The sequence below is a fragment of the Paenibacillus sp. FSL H7-0942 genome, assembly GCF_045040715.1.
GTDB lineage: Bacteria > Bacillota > Bacilli > Paenibacillales > Paenibacillaceae > Paenibacillus > Paenibacillus amylolyticus.
The window spans coordinates 3,360,084-3,383,408 of record NZ_CP150279.1; the positions used below are offsets into that span (position 1 = coordinate 3,360,084).

At 42.5% G+C, this 23,325-nt stretch carries 18 protein-coding genes; 16 read left to right on the plus strand and 2 right to left on the minus strand.

Features of this window, described 5'->3' with window-relative positions:
* The first annotated feature begins 7 nt into the window (after positions 1-7).
* From MHI48_RS15050 to MHI48_RS15085, 8 genes are all read left to right on the plus strand, one after another.
* A complete protein-coding gene (locus MHI48_RS15050) occupies positions 8-1,549 on the plus strand; it encodes a response regulator (RefSeq protein ID WP_076253049.1) in 1,542 nt (513 codons plus the stop codon).
* Positions 1,550-1,688: 139 nt separating this feature from the next.
* Positions 1,689-3,344, plus strand: coding sequence for an extracellular solute-binding protein (locus tag MHI48_RS15055; RefSeq protein WP_036671131.1), 1,656 nt, complete (start codon positions 1,689-1,691; stop codon positions 3,342-3,344).
* A 112-nt stretch (positions 3,345-3,456) separates the two neighbouring features.
* On the plus strand, positions 3,457-4,422 hold the full coding sequence (locus MHI48_RS15060) for a sugar ABC transporter permease (RefSeq protein WP_036615861.1): 966 nt from the start codon (positions 3,457-3,459) through the stop codon (positions 4,420-4,422).
* A 12-nt stretch (positions 4,423-4,434) separates the two neighbouring features.
* A complete protein-coding gene (locus tag MHI48_RS15065; RefSeq protein WP_017688457.1) occupies positions 4,435-5,337 on the plus strand; it encodes a carbohydrate ABC transporter permease in 903 nt (300 codons plus the stop codon).
* 282 nt (positions 5,338-5,619) lie between these two features.
* A complete protein-coding gene (locus MHI48_RS15070) occupies positions 5,620-5,994 on the plus strand; it encodes a response regulator transcription factor (RefSeq protein WP_036615858.1) in 375 nt (124 codons plus the stop codon).
* A complete protein-coding gene (locus tag MHI48_RS15075; protein ID WP_036615855.1) occupies positions 5,984-6,619 on the plus strand; it encodes a chemotaxis protein CheC in 636 nt (211 codons plus the stop codon). The genes MHI48_RS15070 and MHI48_RS15075 overlap by 11 nt, the downstream gene beginning before the upstream one ends.
* Positions 6,612-7,574 (plus strand): sensor domain-containing diguanylate cyclase, encoded by a 963-nt coding sequence (locus MHI48_RS15080; RefSeq protein WP_076327594.1) that lies wholly within the window; start codon positions 6,612-6,614, stop codon positions 7,572-7,574. Before MHI48_RS15075 ends, MHI48_RS15080 begins: the two co-directional genes overlap by 8 nt.
* Positions 7,575-8,807: 1,233 nt before the next feature.
* The gene (locus tag MHI48_RS15085) at positions 8,808-9,605 is read left to right on the plus strand and encodes a hypothetical protein (protein WP_036615847.1); all 798 of its coding nucleotides are present in this window, start codon (positions 8,808-8,810) and stop codon (positions 9,603-9,605) included.
* A gap of 72 nt (positions 9,606-9,677) precedes the next feature.
* Here MHI48_RS15085 and MHI48_RS15090 read toward each other — a convergent pair whose 3' ends face one another.
* Positions 9,678-10,022 carry a helix-turn-helix domain-containing protein gene (locus tag MHI48_RS15090; RefSeq protein WP_074095086.1) on the minus strand — a complete coding sequence of 115 codons (345 nt, stop codon included), beginning with the start codon at positions 10,020-10,022 and terminating at the stop codon, positions 9,678-9,680.
* Positions 10,023-10,288: 266 nt separating this feature from the next.
* Between MHI48_RS15090 and MHI48_RS15095 the strand changes: the two genes are divergently transcribed.
* From MHI48_RS15095 to MHI48_RS15115, 5 genes are all read left to right on the plus strand, one after another.
* Positions 10,289-11,392, plus strand: coding sequence for a Gfo/Idh/MocA family protein (locus tag MHI48_RS15095; protein ID WP_076317889.1), 1,104 nt, complete (start codon positions 10,289-10,291; stop codon positions 11,390-11,392).
* A gap of 116 nt (positions 11,393-11,508) precedes the next feature.
* Positions 11,509-12,855, plus strand: coding sequence for an NtaA/DmoA family FMN-dependent monooxygenase (locus MHI48_RS15100; protein WP_076317888.1), 1,347 nt, complete (start codon positions 11,509-11,511; stop codon positions 12,853-12,855).
* A gap of 14 nt (positions 12,856-12,869) precedes the next feature.
* Positions 12,870-13,610 carry an oxygen-insensitive NADPH nitroreductase gene (nfsA, locus tag MHI48_RS15105; RefSeq protein WP_036671143.1) on the plus strand — a complete coding sequence of 247 codons (741 nt, stop codon included), beginning with the start codon at positions 12,870-12,872 and terminating at the stop codon, positions 13,608-13,610.
* 138 nt (positions 13,611-13,748) lie between these two features.
* Positions 13,749-14,174: a MarR family winged helix-turn-helix transcriptional regulator gene (locus MHI48_RS15110; protein WP_036671145.1), complete on the plus strand. Its 426-nt coding sequence runs from the start codon at positions 13,749-13,751 to the stop codon at positions 14,172-14,174.
* A gap of 284 nt (positions 14,175-14,458) precedes the next feature.
* A complete protein-coding gene (locus tag MHI48_RS15115) occupies positions 14,459-16,777 on the plus strand; it encodes a glycosyl hydrolase family 95 catalytic domain-containing protein (protein WP_405144526.1) in 2,319 nt (772 codons plus the stop codon).
* Between the two features lie 118 nt (positions 16,778-16,895).
* Here the strand turns inward: MHI48_RS15115 and MHI48_RS15120 are convergent, their stop codons facing one another.
* A complete protein-coding gene (locus MHI48_RS15120) occupies positions 16,896-17,747 on the minus strand; it encodes an AraC family transcriptional regulator (RefSeq protein WP_076327592.1) in 852 nt (283 codons plus the stop codon).
* A gap of 159 nt (positions 17,748-17,906) precedes the next feature.
* On the opposite strand from MHI48_RS15120, the gene MHI48_RS15125 reads away from it, so the two are divergent.
* From MHI48_RS15125 to MHI48_RS15135, 3 genes are all read left to right on the plus strand, one after another.
* The gene (locus tag MHI48_RS15125; RefSeq protein ID WP_076327591.1) at positions 17,907-19,889 is read left to right on the plus strand and encodes a hypothetical protein; all 1,983 of its coding nucleotides are present in this window, start codon (positions 17,907-17,909) and stop codon (positions 19,887-19,889) included.
* Between the two features lie 101 nt (positions 19,890-19,990).
* On the plus strand, positions 19,991-21,577 hold the full coding sequence (locus MHI48_RS15130) for a response regulator (protein WP_076327590.1): 1,587 nt from the start codon (positions 19,991-19,993) through the stop codon (positions 21,575-21,577).
* Positions 21,559-23,298, plus strand: a complete 1,740-nt coding sequence (locus MHI48_RS15135; protein WP_076317885.1) for a sensor histidine kinase — start codon at positions 21,559-21,561, stop codon at positions 23,296-23,298. The genes MHI48_RS15130 and MHI48_RS15135 overlap by 19 nt, the downstream gene beginning before the upstream one ends.
* Positions 23,299-23,325 lie beyond the last annotated feature (27 nt).

Sequence of the window (23,325 nt, forward strand, 5' to 3'; positions counted from 1 at the left end):
AACTCTCATGTATAAAGTATTGTTAGTCGATGATGAACCTTATGCCATTGAAGGGTTACAGCTTCTGATCAATTGGGAAAAGTATGGTTTCGAAATCAGAGGCGTGTGCGCCAACGGTGAGGAAGCCATTCGGATGATGGAACAAGATCGACCTGATCTCGTGGTGACAGACATTCGTATGCCTGTGATGAATGGGCTGGAACTTGTAGAAGAAGCACGACGATTGGAACATGAGTCTGTGCTGTTTGTCATCACGAGTGGATACAGTGACTTTAATTATGCCAGACAAGCTATTCGATTAGGTGTCTCCAACTATCTAACCAAACCGGTTGACAGTACAGAAGCAGAGGATATGTTGGTCCGTCTCCGTATGCAATTGCAGGAGCGTGAAACCCAGGAGCGTATAAGGGAACATGCAAACGAGCAAAGGATCAAAGCGTTTTTGTCCGCACTGATTAAGGATAAGCAAAATATATCGGAGGAGGAGATGTCAGAGATACGTCCTCGTTTGAACAAGTCCCATTGGGCATACCTGCGGATAGCCTTTCAGGGAGATATTCAGGAAGTCTGTTCAGTAGTCGAACAAACGGCTGAAGAAACAACTTGCTGTTATGTGATAGACAGAACAAGAGACTCATTGGGGCTTGTATGGGGGGAGGAAACGAATAATAGAAATGAGACGTTTGAAGCAATTAAAGCTTTTACCCAGCGTTTGATGAATAATATGCAACATAACGGCTGCGGAGATATTCATATCGCGGTTGGATTAACGGTCAACAAACTGGAGCATTTATCTGAATCCTTCCGCTCCGCTCAGGAAGTTGGGCGTTATTTGTTTTTTAATCAAGAGCATCTTTTGTTTGCCGAAGATATTCAGCTGGAGAATTGGCAGTTTGATCCGGAAACGCTGTCAGAGGTGGACCATATTTGCGATTTGCTTGAAAACGGTTCTGTGGAGGACCTCTCGTCTGCGATTCGGAGTGCTTTTGAACTGTTTGTACAGATGAAGGCTGCGCCAGAGATTGTACATATTTTCTCTACCCATATTATATTCCGCGGATTGTCCCTGTGCAGAGAATTAGGAGGAGAACCTAATGCTCTAATGAACGAATTGGCGAGCGGAATTCTGGAGAAGGGCCATCGAAATATAGAAGAGGTTGCTAACAATCTGGAACATTTCTGTTTACAATGCAAGTCAGCACTGGCAATTTTCCGGGAGAGGCAAATGGGTGGCATCCAGGCGACGGTTGCTGAATATGTGCAGATGCATTACAGGGAGACATTTACGATCCAGGAGCTCGCAGAACGATTCTACGTGAATCCTGTCCATTTAGGGCAATCCTTTTTGCGAAAGTATGGTAAGGGTGTAATCGAGGTAGTACATGATCTAAGAATGGAAGAAGCGAAGCGTCTGCTCCAGCAGACGAATCAAACATCCAGTGCGATTGCGGAGCAAGTAGGGTACCGCAGTTACCAGCATTTTCTCAGACACTTCGAAAAACGAACAGCCATGAAACCAGTAGAATACAGGCAAAAGTATGCGAATTGATCCATGAAAAAGAAGAACCCCTCCTGAATAAGACCTACAATTACAGGGGGGTAGACCTTAAATGTATATATTTTGTAACCGCATACATTTCTTCATACTAAAAACAGTAAGACATACCACTTCCAAGGAGGGCAAGTACATGGGGGGACTTAAGAAAAAGAAGCTTTGGGGTTCCGTATCACTCGTTCTGGCTTTGAGTTTGGCACTGGCAGGATGCAGCGGTGACAATGAGAAAGCGACTACAAAGGATGGGAAAGAGGTACTGAACATCTCGGCCTTTATCGGAACGCCAAATCAGGCGCCAGCTAAAGATAACCGAATCTACAAGAAGATTCAGGATGAACTCGGCGTTAATCTTGAGATGGAGTTTCTAGTAGGTGATCTTCAACAGAAGTTGGGCGTTATGATTGCCGGGGGCGATTTCCCGGATCTGATCACAGCAGACACCAAGTTGGTCTCAGCGGGTGCGGTTATTCCGCTCGAAGATCTCATTGAAGAGCATGCACCTAATCTGAAGAAACATTTCGGTAAAGACTGGAACCGGATGAAAGATTCCAGTGACGGACATATTTACTGGTTGCCTAACTATGGAGTGTATACAGGAGAGTTCATTAGTAACTATTATTCTGGTCCTGCATTCTGGATCCAAAAGTCCATACTGAAGGATGCCGGGTACCCAACTCCTAAAACGTTGGATGATTTCACAAAGTTGGTCCGTGATTATGCAGCCAAGAATCCAACTATTGATGGTCAACCAACGATTGGTTTCACTACATTGGCTTCAGACTGGCGGACGTTCCCTTTGCTTAACCCACCTGAACATCTTACGGGTCACCCCAACGACGGGGGCGTAGTCGTAGATGATAGTGGAGTCGCAACCGTTTTTGCCGACAAAGATATCTCCAAACGGTATTATAAGGAACTAAACAATCTGTACAACGAGGGATTGCTGGATAAAGAAGCCTTTGTTCAGAACTACGATCAATATCTGGCCAAAATTTCTTCGGGACGTGTGCTTAGTATGTTCGACCAGCACTGGAATTTCCAAGCCGGCGAAGACCCACTCGTAGCACAGGGGAAAATTGGCCAGACATACGTAGGCTTCCCGCTTGTCTATGATACAAGTATCACAGATCATTATCTGGATCGTCCGGTCATTAACTTGAACAATGGTTTTGGTATCAGTAAAGATGCCGAAGACCCTGTCGCACTCATCAAATTCCTCGATAAGCTTATGGACGAGAAGTACCAGAAGCTCTTGTCATGGGGTGAAGAGGGTGTAGACTATCAAGTGAATGAAGAGGGAAGATTCTATCGTACACCAGAGCAACGGACAGAGCAGGATGATCCAGCATGGAGATTGGTTAACAAAGCTGAAGGTTTCTACGCTGCTGCACCGAAGCTTGAAGGAACATTTGAAGATGGCAATGCAATTGGAGCGATCAACCAACCTGAGGAATTCTATGACAACCTCAAACCGGAAGATAAAGAACTTCTGGATGCATACGGCTTCAAAACGTGGAGTGACTTCTTCTCTCCTGCACCAGAAAATCCAGTGTACTATCCAGCATGGCAGGTCGATCTGAAAGAAGGCTCTGATGCTGCGGTAGCGAACAAACAAATGACAGACACTTCATTGAAATTCTTGCCTAAAGCAATCATGTCAAAACCGAATGAGTTCGATAACATTTGGACTGAATATGTAGACGCTTACAAGAAGATCGATGTTAAATCCTATGAAGATCGAATTAATGATCAACTGAAATGGAGAATCGAGAACTGGTCTGTTAAATAAAAAAATGCGGCAATGATTCTCTCGGAAGGTATCAACCAAAGGATTACTCAGGCGAGTGCCTTCCGGGGACATCATCCTTAAAGTCGCTGCAAGCCAATAGGAGGAGTGAAAGATGGCGAACACGCCTGGAGCCATACCAGAGCAAACCACCAGTACAGTCGTTCCCAAAGCACCACTGTTAAAACGATTGCGCGGACAAAGACAACTCATGTTCATGTCATTGCCCATCGTTGCGTACATTCTCGTATTCTCGTATTATCCCATTTGGGGCTGGGTTATGGCCTTTCAGAATTACAGTCCTGCGAAGAGTTTCACGCAGCAGGAATGGGTCGGGCTCAAACACTTTAAGTTTTTGTTAACAGACGATGCATTTCTTAACGTGCTTCGTAATACCATTGCGATGAGCGTCATCAATATGGTGCTCGGATTTGCGACAGCAATTATATTTGCCATTTTACTTAATGAGATCAAACATAAGTTATATAAACGAACCATTCAAACAATATCGTATTTACCTCACTTTCTCTCATGGATTATTGTGACAGGTATCGTAGCAAGTTCACTATCTGTAGATGGTGGGATTGTGAATGTGGTACTCATGAAGCTGCATATCATTCAAGAACCTATCATGTGGCTTAGCGTTCCGGAATACTTCTGGGGCATTGTAGGCGCATCCCATGTATGGAAAGAAGTTGGCTGGAATGCCATTATTTATTTGGCGGCCATCACGTCTATCGATCCTTCCCTCTATGAAGCGGCAGAGATTGATGGTGCGAACCGATATAAGAAAATGCTGTATGTGACCTTACCCGGAATCAAATCCATTGTTATCATTTTGCTGATCATGAATATGGGCTGGATTTTGGAAGCTGGATTCGAGGTTCAGTATCTGTTAGGTAATGGTGTGGTTGTCGACTGGTCACAGACGATAGATATATTTGTCCTGAAATACGGACTACAGATCGGGAATTATTCTTTGGCTACTGCGGCAGGTATCTTCAAAACAGTAGTTAGTATCACGCTGATCTTTGCGGCGAATTCAATTTCCAAACGGCTCGGGGAAGACCGATTAATATAAGGGGGACTAGAGATGGGAATCAATAAATCTCGGCTTGAACCGATTGTCTTCCATACGTTAAATGGTATACTGATGATCGCAATCGCGATTGTTACCCTGTATCCGTTTGTGAATACACTCGCCGTATCTTTCAATGCCGGTAATGACACCATCCGGGGTGGGATTTATCTGTGGCCTCGGGTATGGACAGATCAAAACTACAGAGCAGTATTTGCAGGAGGGACCATCTTCAGCGCCTTTGGTATATCTGTGGCGAGAACGGTTTTGGGAACAGTTTTAAGTCTATTCTTAACCTCCATGCTGGCTTACACACTAAGCCGAAAAGATTATATATTACGAAAGCCCATTACCATTACAGTTGTTCTTACAATGTATTTTAGTGCAGGTCTTATTCCAACTTACTTCCTAATGAAAGATTTGCATTTGTTAAACAACTTCCTGGTGTACATTATTCCTGGGCTGATCAGTGCATTTAATATGATTGTTATTCGAACCTATATCCAGACACTACCCGAGGGATTGATCGAATCCGCCAAAATTGATGGTGCTGGAGATTTCAGAACATTCATTTCCATTATTCTACCGCTGTGCCAACCGGTTCTCGCTACTGTTGCACTGTTCATTGCAGTCGGTCAATGGAATTCTTGGTTTGATACGTTTCTGTATGCATCTTCCAAACAAAACCTGAGCACGCTGCAATATGAGTTGATGAAACTATTATCATCTTCTATGAATTCCAACAGCAGTGCAGCCGTTGCCAATGGTGCAGATCTTGGTGCTGCGCGTAACATGGTCACACCTGTATCTATTCGGGCAGCGATTACGATTGTTGCCGCATTACCCATCTTAGTTGTATATCCATTTTTGCAGAAGTATTTCGTTCATGGCTTGCAGCTTGGAGGGGTAAAAGAGTAAACTTAATGCAGTTCCAGATAACCGATCAAAAACGGTCACTAGGTGACCGTTTTTTTATGTTTTTTAAACGGCGGACCTTAGTATGTCAATTGCACACGAATCGAACTTATTCAATAATGTTGTTGACAATTAAATTAAAGTTACTATAATTTATATTTACTTGATTCACCAGTCAGTCTCTTTTCAGGGTGCCACTGCGCGCGAAAGCCCTATATCAAGAACTGTCCACAGCGCCTGACCATCCCGAGCTCTTACCATTTTATCAAGGAGACTGAAGAGAAAATGAAAGTATTAATCGTGGAAGACTCCATTTTCGTACAGAAATTACTTACAAAGCTGATTGTTGATCATATTCCAGAATGCGAGATTCAGATTGCTAACAATGGAGAGCAAGGATACAACCTATTCAAGGAATTTCAACCTGATTTTATAACCACCGACCTGCTGATGCCTGGTTTGAACGGACAAGAAATGCTTCGAATGATTCGAGAAACGGATAGCAATGTCAAAATTATTATCTTATCTGCAGATATTCAGAAGACAACTAGGGATGAAGTTGAAATGTTAGGCATTTCTGGTTTTTTGAATAAACCGTTAACCGCAGAGAAGGCAACTACCATGATTCAACTGATTCAGGCGGCCTATCATGCTGAATGATTTACAGAAGGATTTGCTTACTGAACTAGTGAACGTTTACGTGGGACAAGCGGCTAACATGTTGTCAGAGATTGTAGACAAGCGTATCGTTTTGAATATTCCGGAAGTGGAACTAATCTCCATATCCGATGTTGATCCTGGAGATCGAAGATACAATATTTTCTTTAGTGAAGGTCACCTGTTTAGGTCATCTTTACAGTTTGGATACGAATTTCAGGGAAAAGCATTTCTGATGTTTCCTGTTGAGCAGGCTAAAGTATTGGCAAACATCTGTCTTGGAGAACTGGGTGAGAGCGTTATATCGAACGATCCGAACCTGATGGACACGGATTTGGACGTTTTGAAGGAAGTTAGCAATGTCCTGCTTAACGCCATTATTGGAGAATTCGGTAACTTCCTGGAGATCAAACTGGAATACGTCCTGCCTGATATTGAACTGATCTATGTCACCAATTCCGATCAACAAATATTGCTTCAGAATGAAGTTTATGTCCTGGTTTTACATACCTCGTTTTTACTTGCCGATACGGATGTGACAGGTATCATTGTCATAGCACTGAGTATGAACTCCATATCGAGCCTGCTGGCCAAAATGGACGCTTTGTTGGAGGCGGGCAATGGATAATCTTATTTCACAAGCTTTGAACAAAGCCCATATGGGAATAATGATCGTGGACAGGCATTTAAAAATTGTTGTGTGGAATGCCTGGTTGGAGCGCTTTACTGGCAAGAATGTAGAAGAGGTAGTAGGCTTGAATCTGCTTGAGATCTGCCCACGGTTTAAGTCGAACATGTATTTAAATATTTTGCAAAATGCGCTGTATCATGGACAGAGCAGATTTTGCTCAAGCGCTTTACATAAGGCGTTCATTCTTCCTAATGAAGGAGAGGATGAACAATTATTCAGACAAAATATGCATGTTGAACCGCTCTATCATGAAGATCGGAGTTACGCCCTTATTCAGATTACTGACATGACTAACACCAATACCAGGGTATATAAACTTAAAAATCTGATCAAAGAACTGGAGACGGAGTACGCCAAAATCAAAATCTCCGAGAAAATCAGCAAGCATTTGTCTTTGCATGATCCACTTACCGGTCTGCCTAATCGTCTTGCTTATAATGACCGTCTTGCCTGGGCCATCAGTAATGCCAAAAGAAACCATAACAAACTAGCCGTCATGTTTGTGGATGCTGATGGGTTTAAACAAGTGAATGATACATATGGACACCATGTTGGCGATCAAGTGTTGCTGGAAATGGCAAAGCGATTAAGTGAAACAATTCCAAGTGCGGACACTGTAGCTCGGCTTGGCGGGGACGAATTCATCATTTTAAGCCATCTGAAAGATGATCACGATGCTGAAGTCATCGCCAAAAGATTGGAAGCTGCATTCAGTACCCATTTCAAAATTGCCGGAAACTATATCAACCTTTCGATGAGTATTGGTATCAGCCTATTTCCCAAGCATGGACAGGAGCCTTCCGAACTTCTGAGACATGCGGATGGAGCTATGTACAAGATTAAAAAGAATGGCAAGAATGATTACGGAATTTATGAACCTGAAAATGCTTAAGAAATCTAAAAATGTCTTTTAATAAAGTTGCTATAATAGCAACTTTATTTGTCTATACAATTAACATAAGAAAAAATACATTTTTTCTATGAATAATATTTTTTTACATATGAAGATGAGAGAGTAGTTATTGAGTAATGTAGTAATCATTCAGCCAGTAATACTTATAAAGGAGTGTGCATATTGAATGTAATAGATGGGTCGATAATCGTACTTTTGCTGTTCAGTTTCTATATTCTATTACTGTACGGAATGCCGATTATCTTAATCATAGTGGGGTATTTCATATTTAAAGGGTACAAGAAGCGCAGGGGTGTGAAGACGAACGATAAGTCGGTGGCTCCTGATGGTCAGCAAGCTACTATTAAACCATAGATTAATGTTGATACCACGATATTGAGCGGGACCAGAGTAAGGCCCGATTGAGAGCCGCTATATTAGCGGCTTTTTTGGATTTTAAATAAGAAGAAGTCTGAAAGAGGCGATAGTCAGAACAGTACCAAAAGCAAGGAGAAAAACGCCTCTAAACTTGATGCCCATCATATCGTATTCATGAAGTTCATCCTTCGTACGATTAAAAGGCCATGAATTAGGTCGTCTCAGTGCTCTAACCCCAAAGAATAAACCAATCATTCCAAGCAACAGAAAGAAAAAGAAGAAAAACATATCATCCCCCCTTTAACAAAGATAAGTAATATGGAAACCTATTGATTTGCCTATGCTGGCTGAGAATACATACTTTATGAAGGGTTACGTGGTTTGAACATTTTGTAGAAGATCAAACTGTATACATACGCCATAACCATAGGTTTAAAATACGAAGCGTAAGACCAGATGATGTACCATCTATTAAAATACCACACTTTTCCGTAATCTTTGGCGATCCACTCTACAATAGTCAATATGAGAGCTGATACAACTGCTACTAACCATGGATGTGCTCGATGCCTGTTAATATAATATATCATAAGACATCCAGCCATAAGGAAGAGACCCACATCGAATGGCAGAGCTGAAAAGGAGCGATTCGTGAATTACGGAGCAAGGTGTCAAAAATATGTCTTTGATGTTAAGGCAAGAAAACTAGCGAATCTATTTCAAAAAAACTGGAACAGTGCTATGATATAAAAGGAAAATAAATCTAATTATTACAATAAATTTAATATATTTACAGAGAGGGATTAAAGATTGAAACTATAATCCAAATATTTTTTATTATGAGGAGGATAAACTATGAATAAGAGAAAAACGAAGAAAGTTAGTACGGTAATGATTTGTATTCTATCGTTATTTTTGGCATCTTCAACAGTCCTGGCTAATACTGCATCTTCACCGTATAGTACACCCAAAATTAAGGGACACACGTACACTTTCACATCTGAAGTATGGACTCGAAATTTCACTACAGGTACGACTGCTGAAGCCGTTGCATCAGTGAAGGCTTCAGCAAGTGTTCCAAATGGATATATGGGAGCTATGGCTAGATTGTACACATCTGGCGGAAGCTTAACAGCTTCAAGTTCCATGACATATAATACGTCGAAAACCTCTAGTTTTTTTGTCTACTCTCCAAGAATAACGACTAAAACGACGTATTATGCTCAGAACGTTGGTGAATTCTATAATGGGAATGGATACACTCGTTATACTGGATACAAATCGCCAAACTTAAAGTTATCGAACGTAAATTCATCAAATGTTTTATTTGAAAACAACACTGAAACATCGGAAACGATTCACGAATTATTGCTTCAAACTAAATATGATGTCAATTCACAGGGCGATACCTATGGCTCAGCATTATCTGAACCAATCATTGGGGTTGAACCCGATTTGATTGCTGCAATTGGCACCAATGGAATCGAGGGTTATCTAAAAGCTGAAGATCTTACACCTAAAATCACTACCATCGAAGAAGCCTTGGCACAAACACAAGTGAATGGTACTGTTCGAACGATTCATTTGTATGATGTAGAAGGAGACAATATTATTGGAGAATTTGATGTAGTTACTGATTATAAAGTAGAATAGAAATTTTTCAGAGTAAAAGAGCCGCTAAATTGCGGCTTTTTTGGGTTAAGCTATCCATTTCAATTAAGTTGCTTAGCCGTATTCTTTTCCAAAGTCCTCCATCTTTTCAAGGATCGGTAGTAACTTCATTCCCTTGTCTGTTAACGAATACTCAACTCGCGGAGGAACTTCCGGATATACATCACGTTGAATAACACCATCATTCTCCAACTCTTTAAGCTGCTTTGTAAGGGAGCCTTGAGACAGATCTCCAAGGAATTTTTTGATATCCGTATATCGCCGTGTTTCGTCTTTTAGGTACCATAAGATAAAATATTTCCAACGCCCAGAAAGGACATTCTGAGTAAAAGCTATGGCGTACATGTCACTTTTTCCATCTATAAACTCTTGTTCAAAACCTTCGTTGCAAACTCTCATTCATATCACTCCTGATCCAAAGGTACATAAAGATGTACTATGTTCATTTAAATTGCCCTCTTTGCTAATAAAACAAATACACCTATGATGGTGTCAACACCAAAACAATTTTAGTTTACCTAAAGTATGAAAGAATAATTAATGTTATCTCGATTGAATATTTAGCAAGCTAAATAAATATATCATAGAAATGAGTGACTGATAAGGGCTGGAGACAAACTGATATTCGATCATACTGTAAATTTTAACAAGGGAGATGTTTAACAATGAGCAAAAAAATTCGTACAGGTATCATAGGGGCATCCATTAATAACGGGTGGGCGAGTGGAACACATATTCCAGCTATTCAGCATTTGGATGAGTTCGAGCTTACAGCGGTTGGGACAAGTAATATGGTGAGTGCAAAGGCAAGCGCAGAAGCTTTCTATGCAGATCACGGCTTTGACAATATGAAGGAGTTGGCTCAGCATCCTGATGTGGATATGGTTGTTGTCAGTATTAATGTCAAGGAACATTATAACGCCGTTAAAGCCGTCGTGCCTGCTGGCAAACCAATCTATTGTGAATGGCCACTGGGGTCGAATACAGAGGAAGCGCTTGAAATGCAGGAATGGATAGCGTCCGCACAACTGCCAAATGCGATTGGATTACAGGCAAGACAAGCCCCGGCCGTTCAATATGTAAAAGATATATTGGCAGAAGGTTATGTCGGTAAAGTGTTGTCTGCCAACCTGAAGATCTCCATTGATGGCATGGGTGGCGTTGGTGATAAGTCGAGTGCGTACTTGTTTGATCGGAAAGTTGGAGGGAACTTGCTGACCATTGTAGGTGGACATAATCTGGATGCCTTCACTTTCATGCTTGGGGACTTTACAGAATTGTCTGCCACCACAGCTCAACAGTTTTCAGAAGTTGAATTGGTAGATATTCAGAAAGTCATCAAGAAAACAACGGATGATCAGATCATGATTACAGGGAAATTGACTAATGGGGCAGCAGCCAGCGTTCATATTCAAGGTGGAGTCAAACATCAGACAGGACTCACACTTGAAATTTTCGGAGACAATGGCACGATTGTTCTGAGCGCTCCTGCATCCATTCAATTCGGATCACACCATTTACGCGGTGCAGGATCTACGGACAACGAGCTTTGTGAACTACCCATTCCCGATGCCTATTACTCGGCTCCACATTCTCTATATAACGACTCCGGAATTGTTCTGAACATGGCTCAGGCTTATCGTAAGTTTGCCAAAGATATTCAAGAAGGTACTACCTTAGCACCTAATTTCGCGGATGCGGTGAAACTTCATCAGTTACTGGATGCCGTCGAGAAATCAGCCCAGACCGGTGAACGTCAATATCTATAACCCTCACTAAACGGAACAAAATCTGATCCATCCATATACTTAGCATGCTAAATATATTCACGCTATAGTAAGGGCACAAATATCTGTGCCTGTCCAGAACGAAGGAGAAAATCGTTATGAAAAAAAGAAGTGAAATGCAACTGGCTTTACAGATGGTTTCGGGTTATGGTGCCGAATTTAGCGCATGGAGAATGCCTGGCACGGATCCTGCAGCTTACACCAATATGGATAGTTATGTAGAACGGGCTAAATTAGCTGAACAAGGAAAGTTTCAAATGATTTTCATCGCTGACACTCCAGCATTATCCAATAATTTAGGCCCACAGACGCCTATGTTTCCTATGGACCCCATGTTGGCACTGATGGCAGTAGCAAGAGAGACACAACACATTGGGCTTGTGGCTACACTCTCTACAACATTTAACTATCCCTATAACATTGCACGTCAGTTCAAAGCACTGGATGTTATCAGTCATGGACGTGTGGGATGGAATGCGGTTACCACATCCGACCCCCTAGCGGCGGCTAATTTCGGTGCCCGGGTTGAAAATCGCCAAGAACGCTATGACAAGGCACATGAAAGCATACAAATTGTTCAGGCCTTGTGGGGGAGTTGGGAGCCAGACGCTTGGACGTTAGATGTAGAAGTAGGGGAATTTGCGGATATGGACAAAATCCAGCCTATTAACCTTCAGGGTCAATATTATGCATCTCGTGGTCCTTTGCCCATTCCGCCCTCTGAGCAAGGGCAGCCAGTGATTTTCCAGGCAGGGGGAGGAGGTGAAGGATTAGAATTAGCTGGGAAATATGCTTCCGGAGTGTACGCCAATCCTTATGATATTACTTCTGCCCTGGAACACAGACAAGCGATAAGGCAAAGTGCTGCCCGTTTTGGTCGAAACCCCAATGATATCAAAATGTTTGCTGGTTTTATGTTTTCTCTGGCTTCAACGGAGGAAGAAGCTCTGGATCGTCGGAAACAGCTTATGAGCTTTAACCCCCAGGAAATCCCCAGCAGGGTAAGTTACCTCGGATCCATGGTTGGTTTACCCTTATCGGTAAACTCCGTAGATATAGATCAACCTTTAGCGGCAGACTTGTTGAAAAATGCATATGCCAACCCCATGGACCCACGTTCTCCGAGAGCCTTAAAGTTATTAAAAGAAGGACTCTCTGTAAGGGATGTTCTCGCTCACGGGGTCATCAACTATCATCCGGTTGTTGCAGGCACCCCGACACAGGTTGCTGACTTCTTGGAAGAATGGTTTTTGGCTGAAGCATGTGACGGATTCTCAGTCGTGCCCGATGTATCTTTTGATGGCGTTGCAGATTTTGTGAATCAGGTAGTACCTATCTTGCAGGAACGCGGTTTGTTCCATAAGGAATATGAAGGAAAAACACTACGCGAGAATATGGGCGTTCCTTACGAATACGGATTGCAGGAACATGGAATCAACGAATAAAGGAGATTTTTTTAATGAATAACACAATTGAATTGCTTCATAACCATACATCGTTTCGTTCTTACACATCTCAACCCCTAACTGAGGAACAAATAGATGCAATATTTCAGGCAGCAAATCAAACTTCATCGTTCAGTCTTCTGCAGGCGGTATCCATTATACGCATCACAGATCCAGTACTTCGAAAAAAACTCAGACATCTGTGTGTCGATCAACCCTATATTGAAGAAGCGGCCGAATTCTGGATCTTCTGTGCAGATTTCAACCGAAATCATGAAATCGCTCCGGATGTGGATATTGAATATATTGAATTTCTGTTGATTGGTTCATTCGATGCTGGCCTGATGGCACAAAATGCGTTAACCGCGGCTGAATCGCTGGGACTTGGCGGAGTGTTCATTGGTGCGGTCAGAGCTAATATTAGCGAACTATCTGACGCATTGAATTTACCTAAATATGTTATCCCTCTGGTGGGGTTATGTATCGGTAATCCAGCTGGAGATAAGCCGGAACTGAAACCTCGACTCCCTCAATCCATGGTATTGCTTGATAATCAATACCAACCAATGGATCAAGAGAAATTAGCAATCTATGATGAGACCATGCTGAAGTATTATGAAAATCGTCCGACGAGAGCCCCTTTCACCGTAAAAAAAGTAAAAGGATGGAGTGACCATATCCAGGATCACCTCGAGAGAAGTATCCAACCGCAAATGATGGCCTATTTGAACAAGCAAGGTTTTGCCAAAAAATAAGGACTAAACCAATCTTTCGGGTGAAACTTGGATAGGAAAAGGCCCTTAAAGACGACACTAAGGTGAATTGACACCTGTATATCTCCATGATACATTTAGTCTGCTAAATATAATTCGGATGTTAGGGAGGGATCGTTCATGACAGATACAGTAGATTGTGAAATTCGACAGTCTTTAGATCGAATTTCCTCCCAAATGCGACGAAATTATAGTGAATCTCTTCGGGAACTTAATCTCTATGTAGGACAAGATAATTTGTTGTATCGGCTGTGGTTGGGTGATGGGGTAACCCAGATGCAACTAAGTGAACATATGAAATGCGAACCACCAACGGTTACAAACATGGTCAAATCACTGGAACAGAACGGATTTATATATCGCAAACGTGATGTACAGGATGCAAGGATCATGCGTATCTTTCTAACCGATAAGGGCAAAGAATTAGAAAAACCGGTTGAGCATAAATGGAGAGAGCAACAAGAGAAACTACTTCAATCCATTTCTTCGGAAGATCGGCTGATATTGAGACAATTTATGCAACAAATGGAGCGAAATATCTTATAACTTATGCCAAGATTCACGTAATCTAAATAAATGAACGAAACAGAGCCGCTATTATAGCGGTTTTTTTATTGCCAATAGCTATATTTTCTTGCCCGGAACAAGAATTTGTACTGTCAGTTTCGGAATTCACGATTACATCTCTAATGCTGGGATAAGATTGTGATAATTCAAGTTAATTTTGTTCATTTAGATGCTTAAGAGATTACAGTACACTGAAAGAACATACAAACGGAACACACTAAACATGAAAATGTGAGGAATTATAATTCGTTGGAGGTTTTAACGTGAAGACCAAAAATATCTGGTTTAATCAACCTGCTGGAACATGGGAAGAGGCATTACCTATCGGAAATGGAACTCTTGGAGGCATGATTTTTGGAAAAACACAGATCGAGAGAATTCAGCTTAATGAAGATAGTCTGTGGTATGGTGGTCCGATGCAGCGGAATAATCCTCAAGCACTTGAATCTTTATCTCAGATCAGAAGCCTGATTTTTGACGGTAAGATTAGGGAAGCAGAAGAACTCGCAGCAGATACTCTGGTAGGTGTTCCTGACGGGCAAAGGCATTATGAGCCATTAGGGGACTTCTATATCGCTATGGATCACAGTGAACATGAACCAAATGGATATCAAAGACATCTCGATCTGGAACAAGGCAAGGTAAACGTGAATTATACCGCAGATCAATCCATTTACAGCCGAGAATATTTTGCTAGCTACCCGAATCAAGTGCTCGTTGTTCATCTCAAATCTAGCGTGCCTGGAAAGTTATCTTTCTCCACTGTTTTTGGCAGGGGAACCGTTCTGGAATCAACATCCTATTCCGATATTCTTAAGCATCCTGTTGGTTTCCAATCCTATCTGGACCGGATCGAGAAGCGTGGAACGAATGACTTGATCATCCGGGGAAGAAGTGGGGGAGAAGAAGGAATCCGTTTTTGTTGTGCGATTCGCCTTATATCTGAAGGAGGGCAGGTTCATTATTCAAGCGGTCAGCTTTCTCTGAAGGATGGTAATTCAGCGACTATTCTAATCACGGCGTGCACGGATTTCCGAGTACCTAAGGAACAACTCGAAGTGGAGTGCCTCCGCAGGATTGATACTGCTTCCGCAAAACCATATAGCGAACTGCTAGCCGATCATGTCTCGGACTATCAATCCTTATTCGAAAAGATGGATATACATCTCGAAGATGAAAATAAAGATGTGATATGTTCCGAACTTCCAATCGATCAGCGCCTTGAGCGGCTTAGAGCTGGTCAGCATGATCCGGAACTGCTGAGTCTATACTTTCAATTTGGTCGCTATCTGCTTATCTCAAGTAGTCGTCCAGGTTCTTTACCGGCAAATCTTCAAGGGATATGGAATAAAGACATGCTTCCTGTATGGGATAGCAAATATACGATTAATATTAATACACAGATGAACTACTGGCCTGCAGAAAGCTGCAATCTGTCTGAATGTCACGTTCCATTGTTTGATTTTATAGATCGACTGCAAGTCCGGGGAAAGGAAACCGCTAGAACCATGTATGGATGCAAAGGGTTCGTTGCTCATCACAATTCGGATATCTGGGCAGACGCTGCTCCGCAGGATGTATGCATGACATCGACGTTTTGGACCATGGGGGGAGCATGGCTTTCATTACATCTATGGGACCACTATGAATACAATAAGGATGTTCAATTTCTCAAAAAAGTTTACGCCACGATGAAAGATGCGGCTATCTTTATTCTGGATTATCTAATAGAGGATCCTTCCGGCAATTGGGTGATATGTCCTTCGTCCTCACCGGAGAATCGCTATATATTAGATAATGGAGAGTCGGGGGCTTTATGTTTTGGTGCTTCAATGGACAATCAGATTATTAGAGAACTCTTCACGCGTTGCATTGAAAGCACCCGGATATTGCAAGAAGATCAGGAATTCGGAGAATTACTCCGTAGTGCTTTAACCAAATTACCGGAGACCTCCATTGGCAAACATGGCCAGATCCAAGAGTGGAGTAACGATTATGATGAATTGGAACCTGGTCACAGACATATTTCCCATTTATTTGCTTTGCATCCTGGAACGCAAATTACGTTGCAATCAACGCCTGATCTCGCCAAGGCAGCTCGCGTAACACTCGACAGAAGACTGGAACACGGTGGTGGTCACACAGGATGGAGCAGGGCGTGGATTCTCAATATGTGGGCACGATTAGAGGAGTCGGAACTTGCACACGATAACATCGTGGAACTTCTACGTTCCTCCACGTTACCCAATCTGTTTTGTGACCATCCTCCGTTTCAAATTGATGGGAACTTTGGAGGTACCGCAGGTATAGCAGAGATGCTTCTCCAGAGCCATAACGAATTAATCAGATTATTACCTGCTTTGCCAGCAGCTTGGCCAAAAGGATATATTCGTGGTATTCGGGCTCGTGGGGGATTTGAAATAGATCTGGAATGGGAAAATGGTAATCTGTTAAATGCCAGAATTCGCTCTATTGCAGAATCAAGAGTAACCGTATCCTATCTGGACCAAAAGATAGAATTAAACTTTCCTGGCCCCAATTCAATAATTGAACTAAGAGGATACGACTGGAATAATCAATAAGAATTTACCGATTACCTGAGCGAATACCGGCTGACAAAACTGCCGTGCGAATTCGCTCTTTTTATTTGCTGAGATAAGATTTAGGCAAGAGTTGGCGTGTTTATGCTCAATACAATGTTTAAAGAAGACTTCCATATTTAACGTACTTACCAGGTGAAGTGCCGACCATCTTCGTGAAGCTGCGAATAAAATTGGCATAATCTCCAAAACCGGATTGATAACAGGCCTCTGTAATACTTAAACCTTCGATTAAATAAGATTTCGACAGCTCTATACGGCGACTAAGAATGTATGCACGAATCGTGAGTCCGGTATGTTTTTTGAATTGTCGACTAATATAGCTGCTATTCGTGAACATAGCCTCTGACAATTGTTTGAGCGTCAGTTGCCTCGTCAGATTACATTCAATGTAATCCATCGTGTTTCGAACTAGTTCAGGCATAATATCCGTAGCAACAAAATCCGTATTTTGAAAAGTTAGATTCGTTAGAAGAAGTAGCTGTGTAATCAAAATATTCCTCAGAATATCCGCTCCATAGTCACTTGATGAGAGACACTGTTCAAGCTCGCCAGCTAATTGTAGCACTCGTTGAAGTTCGTCCTCTTCAAGATGTACGATATTACCCTTACCCTTGGGACGGTAGTCGAAACATGCGGATAAGTTGGTGCTTGAAGTAGACAAGCGGTTCAAATATGACTTTTTCAGATTTATGGTGATTCTCTCATATTCGTTTTTGTCCAAGGCAAAGGAACGGTGCATCTCCTCCGGGTTAAGAACGAGCAGATCTCCACGTTGCAAATGGTAACAACGGTTCTCAATATAGAAGTTTACATTGCCACGAAGAAATAAGTAGAGTTCGTATGCATTATGTCGATGATAAAACGTTCCCATATTATACGTGGTGGTGCGATGAAGGTACAACAGCTCATTCTGGATTGGATCAAACAGGTATTCTGAAGTCTCATTCATATCAGATATATGACCTCCTTGTCGTTTCGCGCAATAAATATAGCCGTTTGTGCAATGAAATTGCAGACGTGAACCTATAAAATGTAACCATCCTAGCATGATGGATACATAATTGCAAGCGTTTCCACTCAGGTGTGTACAACGCGATTGGAGGAAAAGATGGATCTGATTTTCACGGCACGAAGTAGAGCGCAGGACACCGTAGAGTACACAGCATTGGACAAGCATGCTCTCAAGGCTGACGTAAAAGTAATAAGCGGAAACGGCAGTGCAGAAGCTCCATGGCAAGCCGACATTCAGATTTACAACGAGGGACAGAATGCCTGGACAGGAGTTATTCATGTGGAAATGCCGTTGGACAAACAGAATCCGAGGTTTTTTTTGCCTGCATTTATGTATGGCCGCAACCGGGGCGAAGCACCCCAGAATGTCCCAAATGAGTTCCCTAGACTAAGGGAGGGCAGTCCTTCTCGCCCTTCATCACCCTGGTGGATGGTCCGAAGCGATCGTCTGTCTCATCCGGCTGCACTTATCTATGATGAAGGTCGGATTGTTGGTCTAAGCGCAAGTCCCTACTGGATCAATACGGGAAACCAGAAGCAGCAATGGTATCCAGGAATGGAAGGAACGTTCGTGCAATATGGGGGATTCACATGTTCTATTGAAAAGGGTACGGTCGGATATACGCTGGGATATGAGAATGCTCCGTTGTTATTTATCAAATCCAGACTTGTCCATGAGCGAGCTGCCCTTGGAGAAAATTGTTTTGAACTTGCGGCAGGTGAATCAGTTGGGCTCACTCTTGAACTATATAACTACGAGTCTGAATCAGAACTGGGTATCAATCCTGCACTGGAAACAATCTATAGGAGGTATCACGAAAAACCAAGAGAAGGAAGTGACATTCAGACAACGGTAACGGATTTGTCCAATGCCATCTATGAATATGCCTGGCTTCCGGAGGATCGTCATTATTCAACATTTGTATATGAAGATGCTGCTGAAACTGATGGCTACCGATACAACAAAATTATCTCAATCAGTTGGACAAATGGTATGACCATAGCTGCTCCAATGCTTATGGCCGCACTGCGCCTGAATAATGAGCCTATGCGACAGCAGGCGTTATCCTGCATTACCAATATTATCGAGAATGCCATGAATTCCGAATCCGGACTTCCATACGATGCCTATCAGGATGGGATATGGAGTGTTAAAGGCTGGTGGTTCGACGGTATGCGTACCCCAGGACATTCCTCTTACCTTGTAGCTCAAGCGATGTTCTACATTCTGAAAAGCTACGATTATGAGAAGCGCATTCGAAATGTGAGACACGATGATTGGCTGGGTTACGTCAAGCAAGTGCTTGATCGTCTGGAGTGCACAAAGAATACGGATGGAGAATATCCCACCATTTTGTCAGAGCAGACAGGAGCAGGTCTTGAATATGATGCCTTTAGCGGAGTCTGGTGTCTTGCCGCCAAGGCATATTACAGTTGGTTAACCCATGATGCCTCTTCTCTGGATGAGCTCAGACGAAGTGAAGCCCACTATTACAGCACCTATGTCCAACACATGGAATGTTACGGCGCTCCGTTGGATGCGGATAAAGCTGTTGATTCGGAAGGCATTCTGGCTTACATCAAAGCTGTTCGGTTTCTACACGCGTTGACTGGCGACGAGCTGTTTCTAGATCACATGAGAGATGCAATCAGCTATGAATTCAGTTTCAAATTTTGTTACAACTCACCTGTTAAGATTCCGCCACTCAGTACATTAGGCTGGTCCAGTTCCGGGGGAAGTGTTACTTCAGTAGCTAATCCGCATATTCACCCCATGTCCAGCAATCTAGTGGATGAGCTGTTGTATTATGTTGGACAGCGGGAAGAGAATTATGTTCGTCAACGTATGATGGATACCATCGGGTGGGGTTGTCAGACCTATAATCGTTATGATCAAGAATTCGGCTATGGCAAAAAAGGATGGATGTCTGAACGCTTCTGTCATTCGGAAGGACTGGTCACTGAAAAATATGCGGATGGTACGCCAGCCAGCACCTGGTTTTGCCTGATGCCATGGGCTAGTGGATCGATCATTGAAGGCCTCGTTGGCGACTATTGGGATTATGCACGACATGAATGAATTTATTATGCAATAACTACAACAGTCACCATATTAGATTCCGCCGATAGGGAGACACGCTACCGGCGGTTTATTTTCGTTGGAGGAAAGGGGACACAAGGATGTTAAAAGTATTACTGGTAGATGACGAGATGTATATACGAAAGGGGCTGTATGAACTCATAAATTGGATGGATCTTAATATGGAGATTATCGGAGAGGCAGAGAACGGTGTAGAGGCATTAAATCTGATTGAAAGCCTGCAACCAGACGTGATTATTACAGATATCCGTATGCCAATCCTGGATGGACTGGAACTGATACGTGCCGTAGAGAAAATACCACATCTGGAACCTGTGTTCATTATCATCAGTGGTTATCATGACTTCAAATATGCACAGCAGGCAATCAGGTACGGTGTTCATGACTATATCCTGAAGCCTATTGATGATGAAGAATTGACGGCGACGTTGCAGAAGTCAGCTAATCTGATTTGCAATAAAAGAAAACATATTCTTTGGACTGAGGGACAGGCCAGTAACATCATGCTGGAGGATGTGATCAAAGGCCATGTACAGAAGGAGGATGAACATCGATATGCCGAGATGCTTGGCATCAATCGTAACTCCAGTCTGCTCATAACTTTGATTGAACTTCAGACCGGATTAGATGCAATTAAAATTACGATTGAACAGCTACGTGAAGCAGTACATTCTCTGGAGAGTAATTTATGTAAAATGTTCATCAGTGAGCAACAACGCGGCACGTTTGCTTTATTACTGTTGTGGCCTGATCATCATCAAGGAGACTCGGCGTTACAGGATAACCTGCATAATATTCATATAACACTGAGCAAAAGGTTCAACCTGGATATCGGTCTTTACGCAGGAACACTCGTCAAAGAAATTGGTGATGTCACACAATCCCTTATGGCGGCTGAAGAAGCAGCCAAGCATAAATATGCTGAAACTGGTGGTGTCGTACGTTATACGGAAATCAAGGACAAACCACTGTTTGTTTTCAATGTATACCAGGACGAGGTGGATCAATTAATTCTGAGCCTGGAAGAGGGGAATAGGTCAGCTTACCACAAGATTGTAGAAGAGAAATTCAAATTGTTTCATATGAATCGATTTTCTTCTCAGGCTTTATCGGGTTCTCTTTTGCGTTATATAACGGGTATTCTCGCTGTGGTCCACGAAATGGGTGGTAATGATGAAGGGTTGCAACAACTGAAGGAGCTGGCACAACAAAGTCATGAAGGTTGGAATTTACGACTATTGAAAGATGCTTTTCTCATCGCGCTGGAGGAAGCCGAGGATTATGTCTCTCATCTGCGGATGGAACGATCCAAAGGGGATATCAGCAAGATCAAACGATATATTGATGCAAATTATACCGAGAACATCAATCTCAAAAGCATTGCTGCGCTCTTCTATATGAATCCCGTTTATCTTGGGCGATTATTCCGCAAAAGCTACAATCAATATTTCAATGACTATCTGCTCAACCTGCGGATTCATGAAGCGAAGAAGTTATTGCGCCAGACGGATCTGAGAATGTACGAGGTTGCTGCACGTGTAGGATTTCAGAATGCGGATTATTTTGTAACCCAGTTTGAGAAACTGGTTAAGTTATCACCTACAGAGTATCGCAATCTCCTTATGGGAAATGAGCAGCGAGGTGCACAATGCCAAGATGGAACCTGAATTACATGAAGCTTCGAGATAAGCTACTGCTTATGTATGTCTTATCTGTGTTTATTCCCATCGTTGTTACCAATGTGGTGTTCTACAATGTCACATCTGCCAATATTCGCAGTCAGAAAACTCGTGATGCCGGCATGGCACTGAACAATCTGAAGAATGACCTGCGGGTAACCATTGATCAGGGCGTCGGCCTCTCTTATTCGTTATATACTGACCCTGTATTCAATGACACCATCTCCCGTTCATTTCAGAGTCATTTTGAGTATATTGACGCTTATAATTCCTATCTAAAAGGGCAATTCTCCGGGCAAATGAATCAGGGGATTCGCTGGTATCAAGTGTATACCGATAATTCTACCATTTTATCTTCCGGTTATATTGATCGTTTAACTGACGATGTCCGCAACTCGGACTGGTACGTTCAATTTCAGGCATACTCCGCCCCTTATCCGGCATTGATCTCATCGGATCAGATGTTAAGTCTGGTTCAAAGGCTCGACAATCTGGACACTGGGGGGAGAGAGCAGTTACTTAAAATTGACCTGAATATGGATATGATCAAGCAGTATTTTCACAACAGCGGATTTGATGGAAAAGTGTATCTTCTTGATCCGGGGGGACACATCCAATTTTCAAATGATCCTACAGCAGAAGAAGCTCAGATAGGGAAACGTTACAGCGAGATCCAGTTTCCAAACAAAATGATTCCCTTTGAGATTACGTATACAGGTATTAACTATCTGGAAGGGTGGTCCCTGCATGGAGTGATGGATGAAGAAATTGTGTTGAAGGAGGTGCGGAAGTCCCGTTCCTTCGTCGTATGGCTGGCTTGCATTAATTTTGTCCTGCCTTCTATTATCATCGCGGCGATGTCCAGATCCATCCATGTCAGGCTGGTGCGTATTCTAAAACATATGAAAAAAGTAAAAACACAGAATTTCCAGACGATTCCGCCTGAAGATGCAAGAGATGAAATAGGTCAACTCACGATGGAATTTAATCGAATGACCGAGACGATCCATAACCTGATTCATGAGGTATATCTCGCCGACATCCAAAAGAAAGACCTGGAGTTGAAGCAGCAGGAAGCACAACTTCATGCGCTCCATAGTCAGATCAACCCACATTTTTTGTTTAATACGCTGGAGTCGGTACGTATGCGGAGCCTCATCAAAGGTGAGAAAGAGACTGCCAAAATCGTGCATAACATGGCCAAGATGTTTCGCAAGTCGATTAGTTGGAATCAGAATGATGTGACAGTGAAGGAAGAATTGGAACTCATCGAGAGTTTTTTGCAAATTCAGAAATACCGCTTTGGAGAAAAACTCCAATATACCATTGAGGCAGATCCTGCGGTACTGATGTACCGAATCCCCAAGATGGTTATCCTTCCCTTTGTTGAGAATGCAAGTATTCATGGAATTGAGTCATCTCCGGGTGTAGGCATCATTCAACTCTTTGTTTCAATGGAAAATGACCAGCTCCATATCAGACTAACGGATAACGGTATAGGGATGTCACAAGCAAAATTGGAAGAGTTGTTAAGTTACCTGGATCAAAACACCGATATGGGAGAGCATGTTGGCATGAAAAATGCGTATAGTCGCTTAAAACTTTGTTATAAAAATCACTTTACATTCGACATCCAGACATGGGAAGGAGAAGGTACGCATATCCAAATTAAGCTTCCACTTGATCCATCAGCCATGCCAGGCGACTAAATACGAGGGATATACTTTTCAAAGTAG